This is a genomic window from Vibrio sp. 1167, assembly GCF_033340375.1.
GTDB classification, from domain to species: Bacteria; Pseudomonadota; Gammaproteobacteria; order Enterobacterales; family Vibrionaceae; genus Vibrio; species Vibrio alginolyticus.
In genome coordinates, this window is sequence record NZ_JAWOWK010000001.1 from 145497 (window position 1) to 166100 (window position 20604).

The 20604-nt window shown below is 43.7% G+C and carries 20 protein-coding genes and 1 pseudogene; 6 read left to right on the forward strand and 15 right to left on the reverse strand.

Annotated elements, in window-relative coordinates; translation table 11 throughout:
- Positions 1 to 10: 10 nt before the first annotated feature.
- Entirely contained in the window at positions 11 to 850 is an 840-nt protein-coding gene (locus tag R7Z78_RS00665) for an enoyl-CoA hydratase-related protein (protein WP_053303724.1), read from the forward strand.
- On the forward strand, positions 850 to 1758 hold the full coding sequence (locus R7Z78_RS00670; RefSeq protein WP_104976550.1) for a hydroxymethylglutaryl-CoA lyase: 909 nt from the start codon (positions 850 to 852) through the stop codon (positions 1756 to 1758). The genes R7Z78_RS00665 and R7Z78_RS00670 overlap by 1 nt, the downstream gene beginning before the upstream one ends.
- Positions 1759 to 1804: 46 nt before the next feature.
- On the opposite strand, the gene R7Z78_RS00675 is transcribed toward R7Z78_RS00670, so the two are convergent.
- From R7Z78_RS00675 to R7Z78_RS00685, 4 genes and pseudogenes are all read right to left on the reverse strand, one after another.
- Positions 1805 to 2683 (reverse strand): DMT family transporter, encoded by an 879-nt coding sequence (locus R7Z78_RS00675; protein ID WP_104976549.1) that lies wholly within the window; start codon positions 2681 to 2683, stop codon positions 1805 to 1807.
- A 391-nt stretch (positions 2684 to 3074) separates the two neighbouring features.
- A complete protein-coding gene (locus R7Z78_RS24980) occupies positions 3075 to 3611 on the reverse strand; it encodes a methyl-accepting chemotaxis protein (RefSeq protein WP_372036153.1) in 537 nt (178 codons plus the stop codon).
- Positions 3609 to 4388, reverse strand: a pseudogene (locus R7Z78_RS24985) (PAS domain-containing protein); the annotation flags it as partial. The pseudogene R7Z78_RS24985 and the gene R7Z78_RS24980, both read right to left, overlap by 3 nt.
- A gap of 165 nt (positions 4389 to 4553) precedes the next feature.
- Positions 4554 to 4868 (reverse strand): hypothetical protein, encoded by a 315-nt coding sequence (locus tag R7Z78_RS00685; RefSeq protein WP_104976547.1) that lies wholly within the window; start codon positions 4866 to 4868, stop codon positions 4554 to 4556.
- Between the two features lie 263 nt (positions 4869 to 5131).
- Between R7Z78_RS00685 and R7Z78_RS00690 the strand changes: the two genes are divergently transcribed.
- Positions 5132 to 5572 carry a phosphate-starvation-inducible PsiE family protein gene (locus R7Z78_RS00690; protein WP_104976546.1) on the forward strand — a complete coding sequence of 147 codons (441 nt, stop codon included), beginning with the start codon at positions 5132 to 5134 and terminating at the stop codon, positions 5570 to 5572.
- 291 nt (positions 5573 to 5863) lie between these two features.
- Here the strand turns inward: R7Z78_RS00690 and R7Z78_RS00695 are convergent, their stop codons facing one another.
- Together R7Z78_RS00695 and R7Z78_RS00700 are read right to left on the reverse strand one after the other, a co-directional pair.
- On the reverse strand, positions 5864 to 6472 hold the full coding sequence (locus tag R7Z78_RS00695) for a MarC family protein (RefSeq protein WP_017635732.1): 609 nt from the start codon (positions 6470 to 6472) through the stop codon (positions 5864 to 5866).
- A gap of 279 nt (positions 6473 to 6751) precedes the next feature.
- Positions 6752 to 7177, reverse strand: coding sequence for a TraR/DksA C4-type zinc finger protein (locus R7Z78_RS00700; RefSeq protein WP_104976545.1), 426 nt, complete (start codon positions 7175 to 7177; stop codon positions 6752 to 6754).
- 190 nt (positions 7178 to 7367) lie between these two features.
- On the opposite strand from R7Z78_RS00700, the gene zigA reads away from it, so the two are divergent.
- Positions 7368 to 8567 carry a zinc metallochaperone GTPase ZigA gene (zigA, locus tag R7Z78_RS00705; protein ID WP_104976544.1) on the forward strand — a complete coding sequence of 400 codons (1200 nt, stop codon included), beginning with the start codon at positions 7368 to 7370 and terminating at the stop codon, positions 8565 to 8567.
- A gap of 148 nt (positions 8568 to 8715) precedes the next feature.
- Here the strand turns inward: zigA and R7Z78_RS00710 are convergent, their stop codons facing one another.
- Positions 8716 to 9930 carry a CobW family GTP-binding protein gene (locus tag R7Z78_RS00710; RefSeq protein WP_104976543.1) on the reverse strand — a complete coding sequence of 405 codons (1215 nt, stop codon included), beginning with the start codon at positions 9928 to 9930 and terminating at the stop codon, positions 8716 to 8718.
- Between the two features lie 523 nt (positions 9931 to 10453).
- Entirely contained in the window at positions 10454 to 11713 is a 1260-nt protein-coding gene (locus R7Z78_RS00720; protein WP_005375721.1) for a peptidoglycan DD-metalloendopeptidase family protein, read from the reverse strand.
- A gap of 147 nt (positions 11714 to 11860) precedes the next feature.
- Here R7Z78_RS00720 and R7Z78_RS00725 point away from each other — a divergent pair, with 147 nt between their 5' ends.
- Entirely contained in the window at positions 11861 to 12733 is an 873-nt protein-coding gene (locus tag R7Z78_RS00725) for an aspartoacylase (protein ID WP_104976542.1), read from the forward strand.
- Between the two features lie 207 nt (positions 12734 to 12940).
- Here R7Z78_RS00725 and R7Z78_RS00730 read toward each other — a convergent pair whose 3' ends face one another.
- From R7Z78_RS00730 to R7Z78_RS00755, 6 genes are all read right to left on the reverse strand, one after another.
- Entirely contained in the window at positions 12941 to 13954 is a 1014-nt protein-coding gene (locus tag R7Z78_RS00730; protein WP_021707804.1) for a CobW family GTP-binding protein, read from the reverse strand.
- Complete coding sequence (locus R7Z78_RS00735) at positions 13944 to 14504, reverse strand: carbonate dehydratase (protein ID WP_017821071.1); 561 nt, start codon at positions 14502 to 14504, stop codon at positions 13944 to 13946. The genes R7Z78_RS00730 and R7Z78_RS00735 overlap by 11 nt, the downstream gene beginning before the upstream one ends.
- 44 nt (positions 14505 to 14548) lie before the next feature.
- Complete coding sequence (locus R7Z78_RS00740) at positions 14549 to 15883, reverse strand: dihydroorotase (protein ID WP_054576793.1); 1335 nt, start codon at positions 15881 to 15883, stop codon at positions 14549 to 14551.
- An 82-nt stretch (positions 15884 to 15965) separates the two neighbouring features.
- Positions 15966 to 16436: a Fur family transcriptional regulator gene (locus R7Z78_RS00745; RefSeq protein ID WP_017635740.1), complete on the reverse strand. Its 471-nt coding sequence runs from the start codon at positions 16434 to 16436 to the stop codon at positions 15966 to 15968.
- A gap of 4 nt (positions 16437 to 16440) precedes the next feature.
- On the reverse strand, positions 16441 to 17109 hold the full coding sequence (locus R7Z78_RS00750) for a DUF1826 domain-containing protein (protein ID WP_025767648.1): 669 nt from the start codon (positions 17107 to 17109) through the stop codon (positions 16441 to 16443).
- Between the two features lie 339 nt (positions 17110 to 17448).
- On the reverse strand, positions 17449 to 18243 hold the full coding sequence (locus tag R7Z78_RS00755) for an AraC family transcriptional regulator (RefSeq protein ID WP_104976541.1): 795 nt from the start codon (positions 18241 to 18243) through the stop codon (positions 17449 to 17451).
- Positions 18244 to 18365: 122 nt separating this feature from the next.
- On the opposite strand from R7Z78_RS00755, the gene R7Z78_RS00760 reads away from it, so the two are divergent.
- Positions 18366 to 19172, forward strand: a complete 807-nt coding sequence (locus R7Z78_RS00760) for a sulfite exporter TauE/SafE family protein (protein ID WP_053307804.1) — start codon at positions 18366 to 18368, stop codon at positions 19170 to 19172.
- 124 nt (positions 19173 to 19296) lie between these two features.
- On the opposite strand, the gene R7Z78_RS00765 is transcribed toward R7Z78_RS00760, so the two are convergent.
- A complete protein-coding gene (locus tag R7Z78_RS00765; protein ID WP_104976540.1) occupies positions 19297 to 20316 on the reverse strand; it encodes an alpha/beta hydrolase family protein in 1020 nt (339 codons plus the stop codon).
- Positions 20317 to 20604 lie beyond the last annotated feature (288 nt).

Sequence of the window (20604 nt, forward strand, 5' to 3'; positions counted from 1 at the left end):
GGAAGTTAGTATGCAGGAAATGCAACCAAGCATTATTCCCAACGCCCAAAGGCAAGATGATGTTCTTTGGCATGTCGATGATAATGGCGTAGCGACCATTACCCTAAACAGAACAGCCAAACACAATGCTTTTGACGCTTGTACGATCGACTTGCTGATCCACCGCCTAGATTATCTCGCTTTACGAACGGATGTGCGGTGCTTGGTATTAAGAAGTAACGGTAAGCATTTTTCATCCGGGGCCGATTTGAATTGGATGCAGTCGATGGCCGACAGCACGAGGCAAGATAACTTCGTTGATGCCCAAAACTTGGCAAGACTCATGGAAACATTAGATTCGTTCCCTCAACCCACCATCGCAGTTGTTCAAGGTTCCGCTTATGGTGGTGCTTTAGGGTTGATTTGTTGTAGTGATATCGCCATCGCAAGCCAAAGTGCCAACTTTTGCTTAAGTGAAGTTAGGCTTGGTTTAGTTCCAGCAACCATTGCGCCTTACGTCATGCGCGCGATGGGGAATAGACAAGCTAGACGCTATATCTTAAGTGGTGAAGTCATTTCAGCCGAAGATGCCGAACGGTTTGGTATTGTGCACGAAGTGAAAGAAGCCAAACAGCTTGAAAGTGCGGTCGGTAGCGTAATCAAGACTTTACTACTGAATAGCCCAGATGCGATGCGTAAAGCAAAAACGCTCTGCCATCAATGTCATCAAAACCCCATTGATCAACAACTGATTCACTATACTAGCAAGCTCATTGCGGACATTAGAGTATCACCCCAAGGTCAAGATGGGCTGCAAGCGTTTCTTGAAAAACGTAGCCCAAGTTGGGTCACCAAGTCACAGGACAAGTAATGCTACCTTCCAAAGTAAAGATTGTCGAAGTAGGTCCTAGAGATGGGTTGCAAAATGAATCTCCTGTTGCGACCCAAACTAAAATCCGGCTGATCAACTTACTCTCTGATACTGGGTTAACGCATATTGAGGCGGGTTCTTTTGTTTCGCCCAAATGGGTGCCACAAATGGCGGACTCAACAGAGGTCATGAAAGCAATAACAAGGCGAAATCATGTTACTTATTCTGCCCTGACACCAAACCTAAAAGGCTTCGAACAAGCCTTGGAGGCTGGTGCCAATCAGGTCGCGATTTTCACTTCATCATCAGAAGGATTCTGCCAACACAATATCAATTGCTCGATTGCAGAAAGTTTAACTCGCTTCGAACCTGTAATGCGATTAGCCACCAAATACGGCATCCCTGTTCGTGGCTATCTATCCTGCGTTGCCGACTGCCCTTACGATGGCCCGACAGCCCCTAAACAAGTGGCGAGCGTGGTCAAATCACTCATCGATTTAGGGTGTTATGAGGTGTCTCTAGGCGACACAATCGGTACAGGCACGCCAAACCGTATCGCTGCTATGCTAGAAGCCGTCATGTTGGTTGCACCTCTTCCCCGGCTTGCTGTCCATTTCCACGACACATGGGGACAAGCTCTCACCAACATTTATCAGGCACTGAGCATTGGCATCAATACCATCGACAGTAGTGTAGCTGGGCTGGGTGGATGCCCATACGCTCATGGAGCATCAGGGAATGTCGCAACGGAGGATGTACTGTATTTATGCCAAGGGTTAGGAATAGAGACGGGGATCGACTTAGAGCTACTAGCTAAAGCTGGCTGGATGATCAGCGAAGAGCTGGGGCGGGAGCCTACATCAAAAGTGTCATTAGCATTGCGTAACCGCGTATTATCACTTTCGTAGAAGGCCATCCGGCACCTCAAATTCTCCCAACCCAAGTTAATTTGCTCTACTTTCGAGTAGGGAAGCGAAACCGCCCGCCAGTACGATAAATAATTAGAGAAAATAAGATAAGCACACAACCTACTAGTTTATTTGCCGTTAGCACTTCGCCATACCACAGCACGCTCAGAATAACCGTCCAAACTGGTTCTAATATCATAATTAGAGCAGCGTTACCTGCCTGAACAAATTTTTGCCCCATGGTTTGCATTACGTAACGCAAGCTCGTCGCTAATAAGGTACTCAACGCAAACCACCACCAAATAGAGGAGTCAACCTCTGCCGGGAAAGATTCCATAAAAATTGAAACCAACAAACCTAAGCAACCTGCTGAAAAAAGTTGCACGCAAGTAAGCAGCAGCACAGGTAGTTTTTGAGAGTATTTGCTATTCACATTAAAATGAAGCGCCAAAACCAGTGCTGCACCAAGAAACCACAATTGACTGGCCGATTGTTTCCAGCCACCAACTAAAGAAAGACAAGCGAGACCTAATACAGCGATAGGCAAAGAAAGCCAGAAAATTCGTTGTGGTCGTTGACGAAACATAACCCATGCAACAATCGGCACAAACAGCATGGAAAGGCTCATGATAAATGCGCCTTCCCCGAGAGTATCACTGATAGAAATGGCGTAAATCCATGTCATAACGGCACTGCCTAACAGGAGTCCGACACCACTAGCAGATAACACATCTTTTAAGTTTGCTTTCAGCAAAGGTCGGTAACATAGAGGCAGCAAGCAGAGCGAAGCGATTGTAAATCGCGCCCCAATAAAGCCAAAAGGTGGTAAACCCTGTATTGTTTCCTTAGAGAATATCCAGCCAAGTGCCGCGATCATCGTCGTCGCAACCAGAATAACCGTCGCTTTGCGTTCTGAGTTAAACATAAGTACCCACAAAATATGGAACACACAATAGCGCAGCAAGAGAGTTTTACTGCGCTACTGTGTAAATTTGAAAGGGGTTTGTGTCGAGCGAAAAAGTGAAAGCCCGATCCTCTCCTGTATTGTTGTCACGCAGATTGAAGTTCTGCTTCTAGATACATTAAATGCAGGCAAAGTCTTAAGGCAAGCCTTTTCGCATACTAAATTACTTTAGCATTCTATACAGCAAGCAAACTGGCTAAAACCTGTACGGGGTGTCGAACTACCCCTCCTTCAAAACGCTTAACTTGACTGCGGCAGGAGTAGTATTGCGACTTCAACGCTCCTCAATACAGGTTGAATAAGGTGAATTGCTTTTTACCCATCGCCCCTACAATGAAAACCTATTGATTAACTACAACGAGCGGTTAAATTGCTCCACGGCCTCTACAACACGGCTAGCGCCATCTTGTATTTCATTCATCACATTGCCTGCTTTTTCAGAGAGCTCTAGCGTATCTAGTGCTTCTTTTTGGCATTTAGCGATCAGCTTAACTGCGTTATCTGTTCGCTGTAGGTTTTCACTGACCATTGTGACAATTTCATCGGTGGTTGCATTGGTTCTTGTAGCAAGCTGTCTGACTTCATCAGCAACAACGGCAAAACCTCTACCATGCTCACCCGCACGAGCCGCTTCTATCGCCGCATTTAACGCCAATAAGTTAGTTTGGTCAGCGATACCACTGATGCTATTTACCAACTCGCTAATACGCGATGAGTGCGCTTTAAGCTCGTCAATCGCGGTGTTCGCTTGCTGCATTTGCTCGGAAAGTATCTGCATCTTTTCTAACGTTGAGCCTATAACCTCTTGCCCTTGCAGGGTTTGTGTACCAGTTTCTTGGGAGATTTCGTTCGCCAATTGCGCAGCCTGGGCCATTTTCTGTTCCTGCATCACCCGCTGGGTAATATCTGTCGCGAACTTAACGACCTTGTAGAGCTCTCCTCTGTCGTTATGGATAGGGTTATATGAAGCCTCTAGCCACACCTCTTCACCATAACGGTTAACTCGTTTGAATCGCTCTGATGAAAATTGCCCTTTTGCTAAACGTTGCCAAAACTCACGGTAAGCTTGAGAGCTCGACTCTTCCTGATCACAAAACATGCGATGATGCTTCCCTTGAATCTGATCAAGCGTATAACCCATTGTGTTTAGGAAATTATCGTTGGCTTTTAAAACATGGCCATCTAATGTGAACTCAATCACCGCCATAGAACGACTTAATGCATTTAGCATGTCCTCTTGCTCACGGGATGATTTGATCGTTCGCGTAAGTTCAGAAGCAAAAACAAAAAAGCTTTCTACTTCTCTGCGCTCATTTAAAACAGGCTGGATAATCGTTCTTAACCAGGCTTCCTCACCATTACCTTTCTGTACTTGCAATGCCCCATTCCAGAACACTTTATCTTGGACGGCTTTCTTCATTCGATGAAAGTGGTCTGTATTGCGCGAATTTGACGGTACCAATTCAGTAATTGATTTCGTTAAGATCTCATCATCATGTAAGAAAAGTTCTTGCTGTAGTTTGGTATTTGCAGAAGTAATGAGGCCTTTACTATCCAATGTTAAGCGGATCATCTCTTCATCTAAACTGGTTTGGATTTGCTGCAGGATTTGCAACTCCTGCTTTAATCGTTGATTTTCTTGTTGAAGCGACTTATTAAAAAACATGACTTTCTCTCATTTGACCGACCTTCGGACTAGTCAAAGGTTTATTATTTGTATACCGAATAAACTGCAAGCGGCAAAATCGTTTGGTTGCATATTCAAACGCGATTTCTATTTCTTATAAAAGGATTCTCGCTGGGAATACGGCGATTTTTTCTCCAGTGTAACCTAAGCGCAGTATACTGAAATTTCTTCAGCGCCCAAGCTGTTTATATATTTATCAATATTAAAGCTCTTTATCGCCAGCTTTAGATTTGTATTTGTGGATTTACTTATATGGAAAATTGGTGTGTTCAGATCAATAAGCCTTTTCATCAAAAAAGGGCTTTGACTTAGTTCCAATAATTTTCGCCGTTTTACCGCTTTTCCACCCGACTTTTGAGCGATTACCCACTCCTTATTCGCTTGGATTTCTATTAACAACGCACGGAGCAACAAACGCATCGATTTGCCCAGTATCAATACGTTGTGGTATTCGCTCATTCAGTTTGCCGTGAAGGTGATGAATCACCACCTCATCAGTCGATTCGTCACGATCAGAAATGAGGCAATGAGGTAATAACGCATGACACCAGAGATTACATTATGTGTCCAACATTGTGCCCACTCCTAAGTTTCATAACTTCCTTCCCTCGGACGCTTCTATCTCTCACCACAGCAACTATGCTTTAAACGACATGTATTCAATTGTCTAGCTTCAACATATGAAGGTTAAGTGAACATAAACAAGCGAAGGAAACAGGGTCATGGAAGTCGATAAAAATGATAAGTTAACAAAGAAATTACAGGTAGTGATTCATTGGTCTGTAAGAGTATTGTCGATAGTTATGTTGTTTGTAATCGTCATGGGTGTGATAGATGTTGCATGGACGATATATCAAAAACTTATCACGCCACCTAAACTCATTCTGACGATTTCAGATATGCTAGCCACTTTTGGTGCTTTTATGGCCGTTTTAATTGCTATTGAAATTTTCATCAATATAACTATTTACCTGAGAGAAAATGTTATTCATGTAAAAATCGTCATGGCCACCGCGCTGATGGCAATCTCCCGAAAGGTCATTATTATAGACTTTGAAACCTTGTCTCCAATGTACCTGATTGGAATTGCGGCTGTAGTTCTTAGTATGAGTCTTGGTTACTGGCTGATCCATAAACTGCCCAATAAGAGCCATACTGAATAAACTTCTCAGCCTCCCGACTTTTCAGATACTCTCACGGCATGAAAAAGTCTTGTCTTGGCACGTTGAAGCTAATAAATTCCTCCATGCTAGGCTCTATATACTGCGAGACTACAAGATTATAGAGTAGTGCCTAAGCGGAGAAATTATCGATATTGTTTTCTAGCAGCTAATCTTTGAGTATTGGCACAGCTCAATGGGGGCAAGTGTTGCTCCAGTTCCCCCATCTGATATATACCCTCAACATCTATGCATTTTACTTTCAACTCCTTCAGCTCAGTTTGCGAAACAGCCTTAAAGGTCAAAGTAACTTTCAATCCCATTCAGAGTGTTGGTCGTGGCCACAGCGGCTAATATCAACCCCATGATCCGACTTACAGCACTAGCTCCTGTATTCCCAATAATCCTGTGTATGCCGCTGGCCATTAATAGCAAGATATAAACAACCAATAGTACCAGCAGCATCATAGCCACGGTCTGGACTTGCTCCCAAATATTAAACCGCACGTTCTCTGTGAGTAAAACGGCGGCTAATATTGCGCCAGGGCTAGCAATTGATGGAATGGCTAGAGGAAAAACTGCTGTATCATGATGACTATTGAGCGTTCTGATTTCTTCTGCTGGTTTACTCTCACCAAATATCATAGTCAAAGCAAACAAGAACAATACGATACCGCCCGAGATTTGAAACGCAGACAAGGGAATACGCATTGCTGTAAGTATGATTTCACCAGCAACAACAAAAAACAGTAGGATAGCAGCGGAGAATAGAGTCGCAAACAGAGCGACCTTACGCTTTGCCACTTCTTCATAGCTTTTTGTGGCTGCGATAAAAACGGGCACAGTACCTATGGGATCGATGACAGCAAAGAAAAAGATAAAAGTTGCCACAAAGTCAATCATGCTACTTTCTCCAGTACTAATTTAGCTTTAAGGATAGAAGATCAGCTTGAAGTAGCAGAGAAAATGTTTGACGCTAACATAGCGAGAGCTCATTCAGAAAAACAAAAATGGTGCGTTATTTACAATACAGAACTTACTTCTATCCTATCGATAACTATTAATATCTCAAAGGTAATGACTACCATACCTAACGGTAGTCGCCATCGCTTTAGACTTCTCAGAGAACATCAAAAAAACAAGTGAACGAGAAGAATATCGACGTCATAAGATAGTGAGGCTTTAGTGTTTATACCAGTGCTCTTTTGACTCCATTTGAGCTTTTACTTCTGCACTATATTCAGCAGTAGGTCGTGCCAATAACCTTGGAATGCCGATAGGTTCTCCGGACTCTAAACAATAGCCATACTCCCCTGCGCGCAAGCGAGCCAACGATTGTTGAATCTTAGGTAACAGCTTTTGCTCTCTATCTATGATTCTTAATGCGATTGCAGATTGCTCCTCACTGGACGCCCTATCGCTTTCGTCACTGAATTCCATTGGCGCAATCATCTCTTCTTTCGCGCGTTCAATATGCGCTAACGTCAATTCATAAAGCTCAAATAATCGGTTTTCAAAAAACGCGAGCTGAGCTTCATTCATATAATCCGCCTCGGGCGCTGCAAGAATTTCTTCTTCTGTCATGACATGCTTTTTCTCTTCGTTCATAGAACCTCCACACCGAGATAAGAGTTCGATCTCTAAATTCCGGACATCTGAACCTGTGCAACTAAACGACAAATAAAGCCGCCAATAAGGTGCAGTACTCGACACAGTAACAAACTGCTTGATGCCAGAGTTAAGATCACCGACTATATTAATTGTTACATTATAACATTACACTATAAAGAGCATGAGCATGAACACCCAGAAACTCCCTGTTACGGTTTTATCCGGCTTTCTAGGCGCAGGAAAAACAACCGTTTTAAGTCATATTCTTAACAATAGACAAGGCAGAAAAGTCGCGGTCATCGTCAACGACATGAGCGAAGTCAACATCGATGCGGCAACTGTTCAGAATGAAGTTTCTCTCAACCACAGTGAAGAAAAGTTGGTTGAAATGAGTAACGGCTGCATCTGTTGTACCCTGCGTGAAGATCTGCTTGAAGAAGTCACTAAACTCGCGCAAGAAGGCAGATTCGATTACTTAGTTATCGAGTCCACTGGCATCGCCGAGCCACTCCCCGTTGCAGAGACTTTTACTTTTGCCGATGAAAACGGGCTCTCACTTTCAGACGTTGCACGTTTAGACACCATGGTTACAGTAGTTGATACGATTAACTTTCTGCGTGATTACGATGAAGCTAAGTTCTTAACAGAGACAGCCGAATCCTTAGGTGAAGACGATGAACGCAGCGTCGCCGACTTACTCGTTGATCAAGTAGAGTTCGCTGACGTTATCTTGATAAGTAAAACCGACCTCGCTAAGAAATCAGAAATCGAAAGGCTTCTTGCTATTCTTAAAACTCTCAATACATCCGCCACTATTCTTCCTATCTCGAATGGTGAAGTAGAACTTGATGCGGTACTCGACACACAAAGCTTCAGTTTTGAAAAGGCACAACAAGCCCCAGGTTGGTTGAAGGAAATGCGAGGCGAGCACATACCTGAAACCGAAGAATACGGCATTTCCAGCTTTGCTTATCATGCGAGACGCCCTTTCCATCCAGAGAAGTTTTACGACTTCCTCCACAATGCGAAAGATTACGGCAAACTGATTCGTTCCAAAGGTTACTTTTGGCTAGCAACAAGACCAGAGTTTGTCGGCCAATGGAGCCAAGCGGGAGGCATCGCACGTTATGGTGTTGCGGGTATGTTTTGGAAAGCGATTCCGAAGGAGGAATGGCCGACGGATCAAGATTACCTCGATGCTATAAACGACATTTGGCAAGAACCTTATGGCGATATGCGACAAGAATTGGTGTTTATTGGTCAGAGATTAGAGCAAGAGAAATTGATTGCTCGTCTTAACGAATGCTTGTTAACAGAAGATGAGATGGAGCAAGGACTCGACTATTGGTTATCTCTGGAAGACCCTTTCCCTGAATGGGAACAGTAAACCACTGAGAGACAAAAAAGCCTCCCACCATTCGGGAGGCTTTTTCGTTACACAGAGCCAATTTTGGTATACCGAGCCAATTCAGTAAGTCCGTTCTCGAAACAACCCAAGATTCAAACATGTAGCGAGGGAATCCTCACCAGTGCATTCAAAGCGTCTTCTTCTGGCTCAACTTAGCTATTTTCTTTGGCCAAGGATCTTCAAATGTTGCCCCTTGTTGCCATTGCTCCAGTTCCGCATCCGTTAAAAAGCAGTTTTCCAGCGCATCAATAAACACATCAACTTCGTTTTCTTGCCCAATCACCGTTAAGCGACAACGACGATCACCAAAGCGGCTTTCAACACTGTCTATCTTATCTTGCAGGATTTGACGATGTTCCTCAGTGAAGTTCTGCGATTCGTCATTGATTACCGAAGCGCGCCAAAAGCCAGTAATTTCAAGTCCCACATTGCCGTTCGCTTGGCTCCAAAGCAGTGAAACATCGTCTCGAGTTGGAAACCAAAAGAACCCCTTACTGCGGAACACACCTTTAGTTAAATACTGGTGGCAGGTATTCCACAAACGCGCAGGATGAAAAGGTCGATCATCTTTGAGCACTTTGGCGACAAGGCTTTGTTCGTCTTTATCAGAGAGATTCAACGGCTGATTCACCGTCTCACGAAGTTCTGCGATTAACTGCTCAACGAGGAAGAAATTGTAGTCTTGCTCACCTTTCAACATGCGGATATCTAAGTTTCCCCATGACGTTTTGATTATCTCGGTGTAAACATTAAGCGGATGAATCGCCTGCGCGATGTTGCGAACCGTATTGTCATCCACTTTGTCCGTCTTGGTGAGCATGACACGGTTTGAGAACATGATTTGCTCTACCAACAAGTTTTCAACGCCGCGAACACCTTGCTGCACGTTCTCCTGCCATTTCGGAATTAAGGCAGAACCTTGTCGATAGTCATCTCGCAACCAAGTTGCATCCACCAACGTAATCACGTCTTTGAGTGCGAATTGTGCACTGTTTTTGAAATACTCAACCAAAGGCAAAGGATGACTACTGCCCGACGTTTCAATCACAATCCATTCTGGCGATTTTTCTAAGCAGAGCTTTTTAAGGGCTTTATCGACCTGCCTTACACCACTCGGGCTGCTGATGCTGTCTCCACTGATCGTGACAAAGTTGCCCTGCTCTTCACTCACCGCATCGGTATTTAAGATAAGCACGCCATCAACGTCTAACTCACTCATGTCATTCACAATAACGGAAAGATCAATACCAGAAGAATCGGCTTGTTGAAGAATGTTGCGTAAAAACGTGGTTTTCCCTGACCCGAGAAACCCATGCAAAATAGTGACTGGAATTGATGGCATACCTTTGACCTACAAACTCTGAATAAACACATGTTATAACATAACAATTTGATGAGTTATAGAAGGAATCCAATTGCTGTCTTAGACCCAAAGCTTAAGAATCGGTAAAGACCACAGAGACTGATTTTTCAGAACTTACCTTCGTTTCTCATCATGTTTCACCACCAGCAAAGGTCTGACTATTGATAAAAATAATAAGTGGTTACAAAACGACCATTGCTTTGTTTATAAAATTGGAGAAAGATGACAATACAGCGATTTATAGGAGGTGGTGTTATGACTTTAGTTCTTACCGTTCTTATTTTCCTAAGTTGTATTGCGATGCTCGCGATTGGTGTGATGTTTTCACGTAGGCCGATCAAAGGCGGAGGTTGTTGCAAAGCGTCCGATGTTGCGGATGTGGACGCACGTAAAAGAAAAAATCGCAGTCATTATTCTTCTAGGAACACATATTGAGACTCACCTATTGCTCCAACCTCATAACACAAAATAGCATAACTGAGCCCTAACAAATTGTCGGGACTCAGTTTTTCGTTTCTACTAGATAATCAAACTCTGATACTCGCGCCAAAAATGAAGGTTTCTGGATGTTAGGAAGCGACTTCGCGATAGGTAAGTCGGCTTTCATTGCATCAACCGGACGATTACGAACTAAAACTTCAAAATGTAAATGTGGTCCGGTTGAACGACCAGTATTCCCAGAGAGGGCTATTTTTTGCCCACGCTTTATAACTTGACCTTTTTTAACCAAGATTTTATTCAAGTGTAGGTAACGAGTTTTGTACACACTGTTATGTTCAATCACTAAATAATTACCGGCATAAGGGTGCTTGCGGACCGCAATTACTTTTCCATCCCCAGTAGAATAAACTGGCGCACCGATTGGTGTCGCGAAATCCGTTCCGTTATGCGGGGTGACTCTTCCCGTCACTGGGTGTTTACGCTTAGGGTTAAACCCAGAGGTGATTCGGCGGTATGCCCTATCGACAGGATAACGGTTAAACGCTCGCTCCAAACTGTTACCAGCTCTATCATAGAACCGTCCATCCTCGGCTAGAAATGCAGCGACTTCGCCCTTCGCTAAGTTAAAAGAAATAGCCTTAATCTCACTATTGCCAGTTTTGTATTCACCTAAATATTGCTGTTTCACTAATATATCGAAACGGTCACCGGCTCTAAGAGATCGCGCAAAATCAATCTTATCTTTCATCACCTGCGTAATATTTGCGACGTGGCCTGATGCCAATCCTACTCGATGTGCCGAGACTGAAAAACTCCCTTTGATTTCTCCCGAAAATAAGGTTTCACGCCATTCCCCTGAAATTTCCTGAAATTCGTAAGAGAAGGAGCCATCGTTTTCTCTAGTGTAGATAGCCTTCTCTACAAGGCTCATATGATAAATTAGTCGACTCAATTGCCCCATGTCATCCATCACTAATTCAAGCTCTTCTCCGGGCTTAATCATATCTAGCTGGAGGTGATCAAGATCAACTGAGAGAATTTGCTGCAAAATACCGTAAGGGAGACCCAATTGAGCGAAGATACCACTGAGCGTATCTCCCACTTTAACTATGTAGTGTATTTGTTTAGGTTTAGGCAACGGAGTCAAACTGCTATCTGAGGGAACCACTATCTTTGATGATGGAGGTGGTGACGAATCACTGCTTTGATTCAGTTGAGTGCTGTGACTATCTTGATTTGGCTCATCCTCTGTAGGTAGAAGCAAAGCGACCGAAAAACAAAACACAGCAACGATTAAAGCAATAAATTTAAACTGACTCATGAGAAACTAAGTATCAATAACAACGATTGTTATGTTATAACATATCTAGGATTGTTTTTACTCAGTTTAGTAAACGTTTATTCAGTTCACTGGATTGGCTAAGAGAAGACCAGTCATTCAACCCATTCTCTTTGAGAAGGCTCAATAATGAACACATTCAATTCAGCACTTATCGTTGCAGGAACACACGGAAACGAACTTTCTGGTATTTATTTACATAAACTAATCAAAGAAAAACGTTACTCTGTCAATAGATCAACCTTTTCAGCCTGCTCGATCATCGCAAACTCCGAAGCAGCAAAACACAACGTCCGATACATCGATACAGACTTAAATCGCGAGTTCTCAGCAATGAATAGCAATCATTGTCCTGATTTGCATGAAAGCAAGATTGCACATCAATTTATCGAGAAATATGCAAACCAAGAAAAACTGTTGATTGTTGACCTGCACAATACAACAAGCAATATGGGAGCGACGTTGATTTTGCTTTCTAACGATGTGTTTTATCGGAAACTGGGCGCGTACGTCAAACAACGAATGCCATCAGCACATGTCCTTTTCGAAGAGCGAAAAGAATGGCAAGAGCAACCTTACCTTTGTACTGCTGGGCAATATGGAATAATGATTGAGGTCGGGGCGCAAGCACATGGTGCGCTAGAGTACAGTACGTTGGAGTTGATGAAACAGATGCTTACCGCAGTATTGGACTATGTTGAAAAGCACAACCTCAACCAAATAGGCTTACTGAGCGATTATGAGGCGTTTTTTTACACCGAAGAAATCAGGGTTCCACTTGATCAAGAGGGTATGCGGCAAGCACTAGTACACCCTACTATTTGTGGCAGAGATTTTGAGGTGGTCAAACCAGGAGCACCTTTATTAGCGACTTTCGCTGGTTATGATATCCATTGGAATGGCAAAGGGGAAATTTACCCGCACTTTATCAATGAGAGCGCCTACAGTACCGCAAATATAGCAATGGCCCTCGCTAAAAAAAGACGTGTTTCTTCCGTGTAACTTAAAGCAAGTAATTAGGCCACGTGTAACGTGGATACCTCACCCCATGAATAAAACTGTGCCTGAACCGCATAGGCAGAAAATACGGGTACTAACCCCACCCTAATACGGCAGCATAAGTGCCCTAAGCGCAGCTTTAAAAGAAACCCCACTAGAATTTTAAGGAGGTAAGACATTATGGTTAAAAGGAGAGTTTTCTCTTTTCTATCATGATGCCTTCTCCAAACATCGAAATAATCTATCTTCAAATTGGTCATCTAGACCGGAAGAGATCAGTTCTAGGCGGCTTTCTGAACACTCGTCTAGTTCAAACTCTGTGAGTCCATCTGATGTTAGATTGTAACCAAAAATACCGCTTCCCGTGATAAAAACCGCTTTCATTCGTTCGACCTTGAGGTCGAGCAGCAATAATCTCAGCTTTTGATGATCGAACACGTTTTCAGCGGATATACGCCAACCGATACTGTAGAAACCTTCCCCCTGATTGGTTGCTTTTAGAATGCCGCTCTCAGGCATAGGCAACTCAGGAACAAGTGACTTTTTCTCTCTTTCACGATAAAGAACAGAGGGCGTTTTTTGCACGTCAATACGAGTCGCTCCCTCACATTCATGAAAAGGGATAGCGCCATGTTCAGCGAAAATCACTTTTGTTTCCCGCAGACCGAGCTTTGCTATATAAGCCGTCAGCTTTTGCTCATCTTCATCTTGATAGAGATCGCGCTTATTACCTACCACTGTATCTGCGATAGTGATTTGCTGGTTAAACGTTTCATGCTCAGTGTACTTAGGATCCGATAGTTTACGTGCATCGACTAAAGTAATGTTTTTTTGCAAAGCGAGAATTTGACGATAATACTCGGTCGATAGCACTTGCAGTACTTCTTTAGGATGACCAAGGCCTGTAGGTTCAATCAACAATCGATCTGGCCTTGCTTCAGACAATAATTGATTTAAGGCGATTTGCATCGGAAGACCTGCTGCACAGCACATACATCCCCCGGGGACCTCTCGAATAAACACTTGGTCTTGTTGTTTTTTTTGGCCTTGTAACAAGCTGCCATCAATACCAACTTCGCCAAATTCATTGACCAATACAGCCCAACGTTCATGACTCGGTTTATGGGTCAATAAGTGCATTATTGCCGATGTTTTCCCCACCCCGAGAAAGCCAGTGATGATGTTAGTCGGCACTCGCGAAATCAGTGGCTTATTAAAGTTCATTGGCAATTCTCCGGTAGCCTTGGACTAGTTCATGGTTGGCAGAAACGACGGATTCGGAAAAAGCTGAATATTCTGGCGGCACTTTAGAGATACTCTCTAAATCAAAACCGACACCAATATTGGTCATCGGTGGTACATGGAAATAAGCGGGTAAATCGAGGCCATCGACGACACAGTTATGACGAATAACACACCTCTCACCGATGACGCTATTGAACACGACGGAGTTGAAGCCAATGAAAACATCATCACAAACCTGGCAAGGACCATGAATAATCGAACGATGAGCAATGGATGAGCGCTCACCAATGGTCACCGCAGCCCCTGCCTTAGAGTGAATTACGACACCATCTTGGATATTGGTGTCACGTTTGATGACGATAGCTTCCATGTCTCCATGGTTATTAACTTCGTCAGCTCGAATAACAGCATAGGGTCCAATAAAAACGTTATCCTCAATAATGACTTTGCCACAGATAATAGCGGTTGGATCGATAAAGGCTGTTGAGGACACCTGTGGCATATGGCCCGTTGGGTTTCTTCTTAACATAATGCTTCCAGTTTGTTTATGGCTCTTTTTTTACGGTCAGCGACTTAACGATTGAAGGATAAACGCATCGCTCCAGCTGGTTTATCGATGACTTTGTTATTGTCATAAACTAGCGCGCCATTGACCCAAGTCTTTTGAATTTGAGCTGAAAATTCATGTCCAGCAAAAGGCGACCAACCACAATGATATAAACTGTTTTCGTTGCTAACTCGTGTTGGGGTATGAGCATCAACCAACACCAAATCGGCGTAGTAACCTTCACGGATAAAACCTCGGCCTTGAATGCCATAGCGAATGGCCGGGTTGTGCGCAGTTTTTTCGACTACTTGAGTCAAACTCATATGACCTAAACGGACATGCTCGAAGAGAGTAAGTAACGCATGCTGAACTAACGGCAGTCCGGCTGGAGCCTGCTCGTAAGGCACTTGTTTTTCTTGCCAAGTGTGAGGAGCGTGGTCTGTTGCAATGATATCTATTTGCCCCGTATTTAACGCTTTTAACAACGCATCGCGGTCACTAGGAAACTTGATTGAAGGATTACATTTGATCAAGTTACCAAGAGCGCCATAATCTTTGTTGCTGAACCAAAGATGGTGAACACAAGCCTCCGCGGTGATTGATTTGTCTCGAATGTCTCCCTCGTCAAAAAGTGCTAGCTCCTTCGCCGTTGTGATGTGCAGCACATGCAGTTGGCTGTGATACTTTTTGGCAAGTTCTACCGCATAAGAAGATGAAGCGTAACAGGCCTCTTCGTCACGCAAAATGGGATGGTCTTCGATAGTGAAACCTGGCTTCTTAAGCCTTTGCTTTTGCTGGTTTTGTTTAATAACAGTCCCACTTTCACAATGAGTAACAATGAGTACTGGAGAGTCACGAAAAATTGACTCTAACGCTTGCGGATCTTCGACTAACAAATTTCCTGTTGATGCCCCCATAAATACTTTCACACCACAATGTTGTTTGGGGTTAAGTTGTTTAATCTGTTCAAGATTGTCTTCGGTTGCACCGAGGTAGAAAGAATAATTCGCAAACGAGCTTTCTTTAGCGAGAGCGAACTTGCGCTCTAACGAGTCAATAGTCGTTGTAGCCGGACTAACATTGGGCATTTCCATGTAGCTTGTAATACCGCCGGCTACCGCTGCCCGCGACTCGCTTGCAATTGTGCCTTTATGTGTCAACCCAGGTTCTCGGAAATGCACTTGATCGTCAATCATGCCTGGCAGTAAATAAGCCCCTTTAGCATCAATTACAATATCTCCGTGTTGTACGGATATATTAGTAGCAATCTTGTCAATTCGTTGATCAACAATACGTAAATCTGTTTCGGTAATGGCTCCTTCGTTAACCACCCGAGCGTTTTTAATCAATGTTGCTGACATAATTCATTCTTTTAGATAATTTGAAAAGGTGGCCAATACTCGGTCACCTTGTGAAGCTATAAGGGGAGATCGTGTGTCTGCCTCATAGGGGGCGGTTTGCGCATTCATCGCAAACACAGGAAATCTCAAATTGTGGGCTAAGAACGGTGAAGCCTTCTTGTATGGCTTTCGCACATACGCTAGAAATAACATTGGCTTCAACCGCTATTTCACTAACCTTTCCACACTGAGAGCAAATCAAAAACTGTGGAACGCCATGCTTCTGATCGCACGCGATTTGAGAACAAACGACGTATTTACTAGATGTATTGAGCTTATGGACAAAGTGCTCTGCTTCAAGGAAATCGAGTATTCGATAAACCGACATCGCTTGAATGTTTTGAGAAAAGTTGTGATTGCAGTAGTCAACTAGTTCGTAGGCAGAAAGCGGCTTCTCCGCATATAGCAGTGAAGTCAGTATCAATTTCCGTTTAGTAGTGAGTTGTTTACCTCGCAGCAGGCAGATTTTCTCTACCTGCTTCATGACGTCATCTACCGTTTTGAGCTTTCTCATATCTCTAGATGAAATCCAATGTGAGTAGTAAGCGACGTTCATTATCTGCAACATGTGGAGAGCGATGTATAAGTCCAGTGGCTTCATTGCCTTCCCAACCACTTCCTTTGAGCAGGGCAACATCGCCAGGCTGCATTCGTCGTATGGCACTTTCAGAGTCGTATAAGCCCGATAGGTGATCAGGTTGACCAAGACTACCGGCACCGAGTTTAGTGCGATCAATGGTATCGTTGGTTAACCATTCGGTCGCTCGGCCGGTATAAGTTATGACAAGTCTGCAAGGCACACGATCAAAGTGAAATTTCGGGCACATCGGGCTGTCTAGGCGAGTTAGTCTCAAACCTGCTTCTTTAACCTCAAACAAACAGCAGAACATATCGACGATTAAAGCAACATCTTCACTCAGCGCATCAGCACACGCATAGCCCTCTAACTTGCTTCGTACCCATTGTGCAGCATCATCTGGCGTGACACTTTGTACCAGTGCCAATCTAGGCTCCTGAGCCAGCATCAGATTAATGTCCTTCGTCAACTCTTTCGAGAGCGTTCGCTGCCATATGGCAATATTGTGCTCTGGTTTGTAGATGTCGCTAAGTATGTTCGCTGATGTCGATATCGCCAACGATGATGTTGTTTGGACACGAAGCGGGTTCTCAACTACATCAATGCTCATATATCTTCCTCCCAAGCGTTAAAAAGGTCAGGTAAAGGTTTTAATAACGTTGATTTTCTAGGGCTATGAGACCTAGTAATCGTTACGATTTCGCTCTAGTTCACGGACATATTGACACAGTCCCACCCCATGTAGAGTCAAGTCAGACAGCGCTTGTGAAGAAATCAACGTTTACTCTCTCTCAATAGGAGACTACTGGTTGTGAGATCAATTCTTTAAACAACAAATTGTAGAGCCCCAAACAAGGAAATGTTATAACATAACAATTAATCTTTTCAATATTTACCTTTTTTGATTAAAGATAATTAGGGGAACATCATGAGCATGCGAGCACGGAAATTATATTCCGCGATTAGAAAAGTAACGCGTGGGTGAATCGCCATAGACCCGACGAAACATCGCAATAAAGTTACTGGGCGTCGAATAACCTAAAGCATGTGCAATATCTCCCACCGATTCCCCTCGAGCTATCATTTCTAATGAATGTATTAGCAGTACTTGTTGCCGCCATTCACTAAAACTCATGTTTAACTCACTTCGAATCAATCGTCTTAACGTCCGAGATGAGACTGCCCCAATATTGGCCCAATGCTCCACAGAATGTTTGCTGTTTGGGTCTATTAAAATTGCTTGAGTAACTTTTTGCAGTCTCGGATCTCTGGGCAGTGGGATGTGGAGTGACTCATGAGGGCTATTGACGATTTCATCGGATATTACGGCAAGAATACGTAAAGACTGTATGGATAGATCGTCTGTTTTGCTCCATATCGATGCTCTAACCGATAGGGCTTTCAACACATCGCTCAGTTGGATCACACAAGGTCCCATTGGAAACCGCTCACAACTCTCTGGAGTAAACAGTAATGAACGACCTTTCAGAGAACCACAAAAATAAACACTGTGCATCGAACCCGGGGGGATCCAACCAGCTCGGTGAGGTGGTAGTATCCACGTTCCTTCATCGGTTTTGACCTGAATTAGCCCTTCATCTATACACAGTAACTGGCCTCGATGATGACTGTGCCAATTATGTGGCCGTTGATCCAAATGGTTGAAGTCGCTCCTTTCATGCTGCCACTCCTTAACGATCAGTGCGGCGCCATTTTTCCATTCGCTGTAATCAGAGTTTGTCACTTTATTTACTCAATTCCATTTTGGCCATTATTCATTATTTTCTGTCCTCTTAACGTTACCATAGCAAGTTAGCGTTCGAGTAACATTTTAGCAACGACCATTTTATCGAAGGCAGAACCATCATGAACGAACCTATCTTTATTATCTATTACATTACGGCAGGCTTGGGCATTGGCTTTCTCGCAGGACTCGTTGGTGTGGGTGGTGGTGGAATGGCCGTCCCTATTTTTGCGTTTCTATTTTCACTACAGGGAATAGCTGATACGGAAGTAGTGCATCTTGCGTTGGGGACATCAATGGCTTCGATGATTATTACAACATTGGGCAGCATGCGCGCTCACTACAAAAAAGAGAATGTAGACTCGACAATGGTAGTAAAAATGTTGAGCGGAGTTCTAGTCGGAACATTTTGCGCCACATTCGTAGCATCGTATCTACGAGGCGTCTATCTGGCAGGCTTTTTCAGCGTATTCATGTTGTATGTTGCTTATAAGATGTTCCTCAACACTGAAAATGAGTACAACCCTAACCCACATGGGGCTATCGGTAATATCACTGTAGGCTCGGTGATTGGCTCTGTATCAGCACTTGTCTCTATAAGCGGTGCGGGGTTGATCATCCCCTATCTTGTCCAGCAAAATTTTGAGGTAAAACGTGCTATTGGTACCTCTGCTGCGATAGGTTTCCCTATCGCGCTGTCAGGAAGCCTCGGTTACATGTTAAACGGATGGGAAAATACAGATTGGAACAACTTAGTCTTAGGATACATATACCTTCCTGCAATGATCAGCTTCTCCATTAGTAGCTACTTAACTACTAGCCTCGGCGTGCGTTGTGCAGCGTATTTCCCAAATAAAGTTCTTAAGAAAATCGTTGGTATTTTGTGTGTTCTTCTAAGCTTTAAAATGCTGGGACAAGTACTTAATTAAGGCAAATAATACGGTCACTAGTATGTCTTGCAGTATGGTGGAGGGATAAGCCTGCACAAAACTTACTCCTCGCTTTGCTGGTCCAAGCACACAATGTGTAAGAAAGCTCCTCATTGTTGCACTCTTATGACTTTGTTAACCTGGCCAGAATTACATCCAAAATGTGCTGATGATTGTCCTTTCTGGAAACCTCGTCACGCTCCTGGCAAAGTGCTTCCTCCCCTTCTGATGCGAGAATTTTAATGCCACGCTCAGTACATTCTGCGAACGCACTAAACTGACTCGCACTGGGGATCTCTTGAAATGTTACATTGGGAAGAGCAACAAGTGATTCGGCTGGTGTCAGTGCGGGATATAGCCGATCAGAGAGCGCCACCACGGTGATAGCATTGTTCATCAAGGCCAGAGTTTCAGGGACAAAAGTTTTCGTTAGCTCAGGGTTGATAACGACGACCGATTTCAGTTTGTTTTCAGACTGAAATCGGGGAAATTTTTGATCCGGGATGCTGGTAATATCAACGTTATTTTCACGTAACCAATGACAGTCTACATTGGTGGCGTTGTGACACGATGTTCGATATTTCTCCGGGCTTATTTGCGCTCCGGAGAGCATCAGCATAGATGTGCCGCCCAGAAAAAAGCCGACCCCCTGCACTGCATCAGTATCTGCGCCTCCGGACAGTATCCCGACCGAACTTAATTCGTTCAGCCCAAGCACCAAATCACTGGTTCTGAATGTGATTTCATCAACAGCCATTTCTGCATTGATTTCGTTCGGTGCAGGAGGCTTTGGTACCACAACGACATAACCTTGTTGCGCCAGGCTCGAGGCTATCCAACCACTGTGGGAAAACGCTGACCGTGTTCCGCCCTGCGACAAAAGCACAACGGGAAATTTTCCACTTGCTAAAGGGGCATCTAACTGCGTTTCGACTGATTTAAAAATGTTCCCCCTACCAAACGTGAAATTGTTTTTTTCGTTCGTTGTGGGATACCAATAATAGACTTCTACTGGCTTATCTCTGTCTTCACTGAATCCCGTTTTGATTGTTAGCGCAGAATGGTATTTCGGCTCATTCGTACTGGCGCTGGCACTGACACACAATGTAGCGAGTAGAAACGACATTATTATTTTGGTTTTCATTTTTCCCTCAGCCGGTCAACACATTATTCTGCACGGCATCTAGAAAAATAACGCGCAGGAGATTCTCCATATATTTTGCGAAACATAGCAATTAAGCTATTCATAGTCGAGGTAACCCAAAGAAAATGATAGACCGCTCCAGCTAGAGCCTTTCTTTTCAATAATTTTCTGCGGATATCCACCATGCAGACGTTTGTACTTTACTCATTGTAAACGACTAATCATGGCCTCTTAAGGCAACATTAGAAAACCAACCGTATTCACAATCCATAACTCCATAACTCATAG

Excerpts from the sequence above, each read along its gene's own strand:
- R7Z78_RS00690 (WP_104976546.1), top strand. The coding sequence starts at position 5,132 with ATGGAAGTCGATAAAAATGATAAGTTAACAAAGAAATTACAGGTAGTG.
- R7Z78_RS24980 (WP_372036153.1), bottom strand. The coding sequence starts at position 3,611 with ATGCAGGAACAGAAAATGGCCCAGGCTGCGCAATTGGCGAACGAAATC.
- R7Z78_RS00760 (WP_053307804.1), top strand. The coding sequence starts at position 18,366 with ATGAACGAACCTATCTTTATTATCTATTACATTACGGCAGGCTTGGGC.
- R7Z78_RS00685 (WP_104976547.1), bottom strand. The coding sequence starts at position 4,868 with ATGAGCGAATACCACAACGTATTGATACTGGGCAAATCGATGCGTTTG.
- R7Z78_RS00750 (WP_025767648.1), bottom strand. The coding sequence starts at position 17,109 with ATGAGCATTGATGTAGTTGAGAACCCGCTTCGTGTCCAAACAACATCA.
- R7Z78_RS00710 (WP_104976543.1), bottom strand. The coding sequence starts at position 9,930 with ATGCCATCAATTCCAGTCACTATTTTGCATGGGTTTCTCGGGTCAGGG.
- R7Z78_RS00730 (WP_021707804.1), bottom strand. The coding sequence starts at position 13,954 with ATGAACTTTAATAAGCCACTGATTTCGCGAGTGCCGACTAACATCATC.
- zigA (WP_104976544.1), top strand. The coding sequence starts at position 7,368 with ATGAACACCCAGAAACTCCCTGTTACGGTTTTATCCGGCTTTCTAGGC.
- R7Z78_RS00725 (WP_104976542.1), top strand. The coding sequence starts at position 11,861 with ATGAACACATTCAATTCAGCACTTATCGTTGCAGGAACACACGGAAAC.
- R7Z78_RS00670 (WP_104976550.1), top strand. The coding sequence starts at position 850 with ATGCTACCTTCCAAAGTAAAGATTGTCGAAGTAGGTCCTAGAGATGGG.
- R7Z78_RS00675 (WP_104976549.1), bottom strand. The coding sequence starts at position 2,683 with ATGTTTAACTCAGAACGCAAAGCGACGGTTATTCTGGTTGCGACGACG.
- R7Z78_RS00740 (WP_054576793.1), bottom strand. The coding sequence starts at position 15,883 with ATGTCAGCAACATTGATTAAAAACGCTCGGGTGGTTAACGAAGGAGCC.
- R7Z78_RS00765 (WP_104976540.1), bottom strand. The coding sequence starts at position 20,316 with ATGAAAACCAAAATAATAATGTCGTTTCTACTCGCTACATTGTGTGTC.
- R7Z78_RS00665 (WP_053303724.1), top strand. The coding sequence starts at position 11 with ATGCAGGAAATGCAACCAAGCATTATTCCCAACGCCCAAAGGCAAGAT.
- R7Z78_RS00700 (WP_104976545.1), bottom strand. The coding sequence starts at position 7,177 with ATGAACGAAGAGAAAAAGCATGTCATGACAGAAGAAGAAATTCTTGCA.
- R7Z78_RS00695 (WP_017635732.1), bottom strand. The coding sequence starts at position 6,472 with ATGATTGACTTTGTGGCAACTTTTATCTTTTTCTTTGCTGTCATCGAT.
- R7Z78_RS00720 (WP_005375721.1), bottom strand. The coding sequence starts at position 11,713 with ATGAGTCAGTTTAAATTTATTGCTTTAATCGTTGCTGTGTTTTGTTTT.
- R7Z78_RS00745 (WP_017635740.1), bottom strand. The coding sequence starts at position 16,436 with ATGAGAAAGCTCAAAACGGTAGATGACGTCATGAAGCAGGTAGAGAAA.
- R7Z78_RS00735 (WP_017821071.1), bottom strand. The coding sequence starts at position 14,504 with ATGTTAAGAAGAAACCCAACGGGCCATATGCCACAGGTGTCCTCAACA.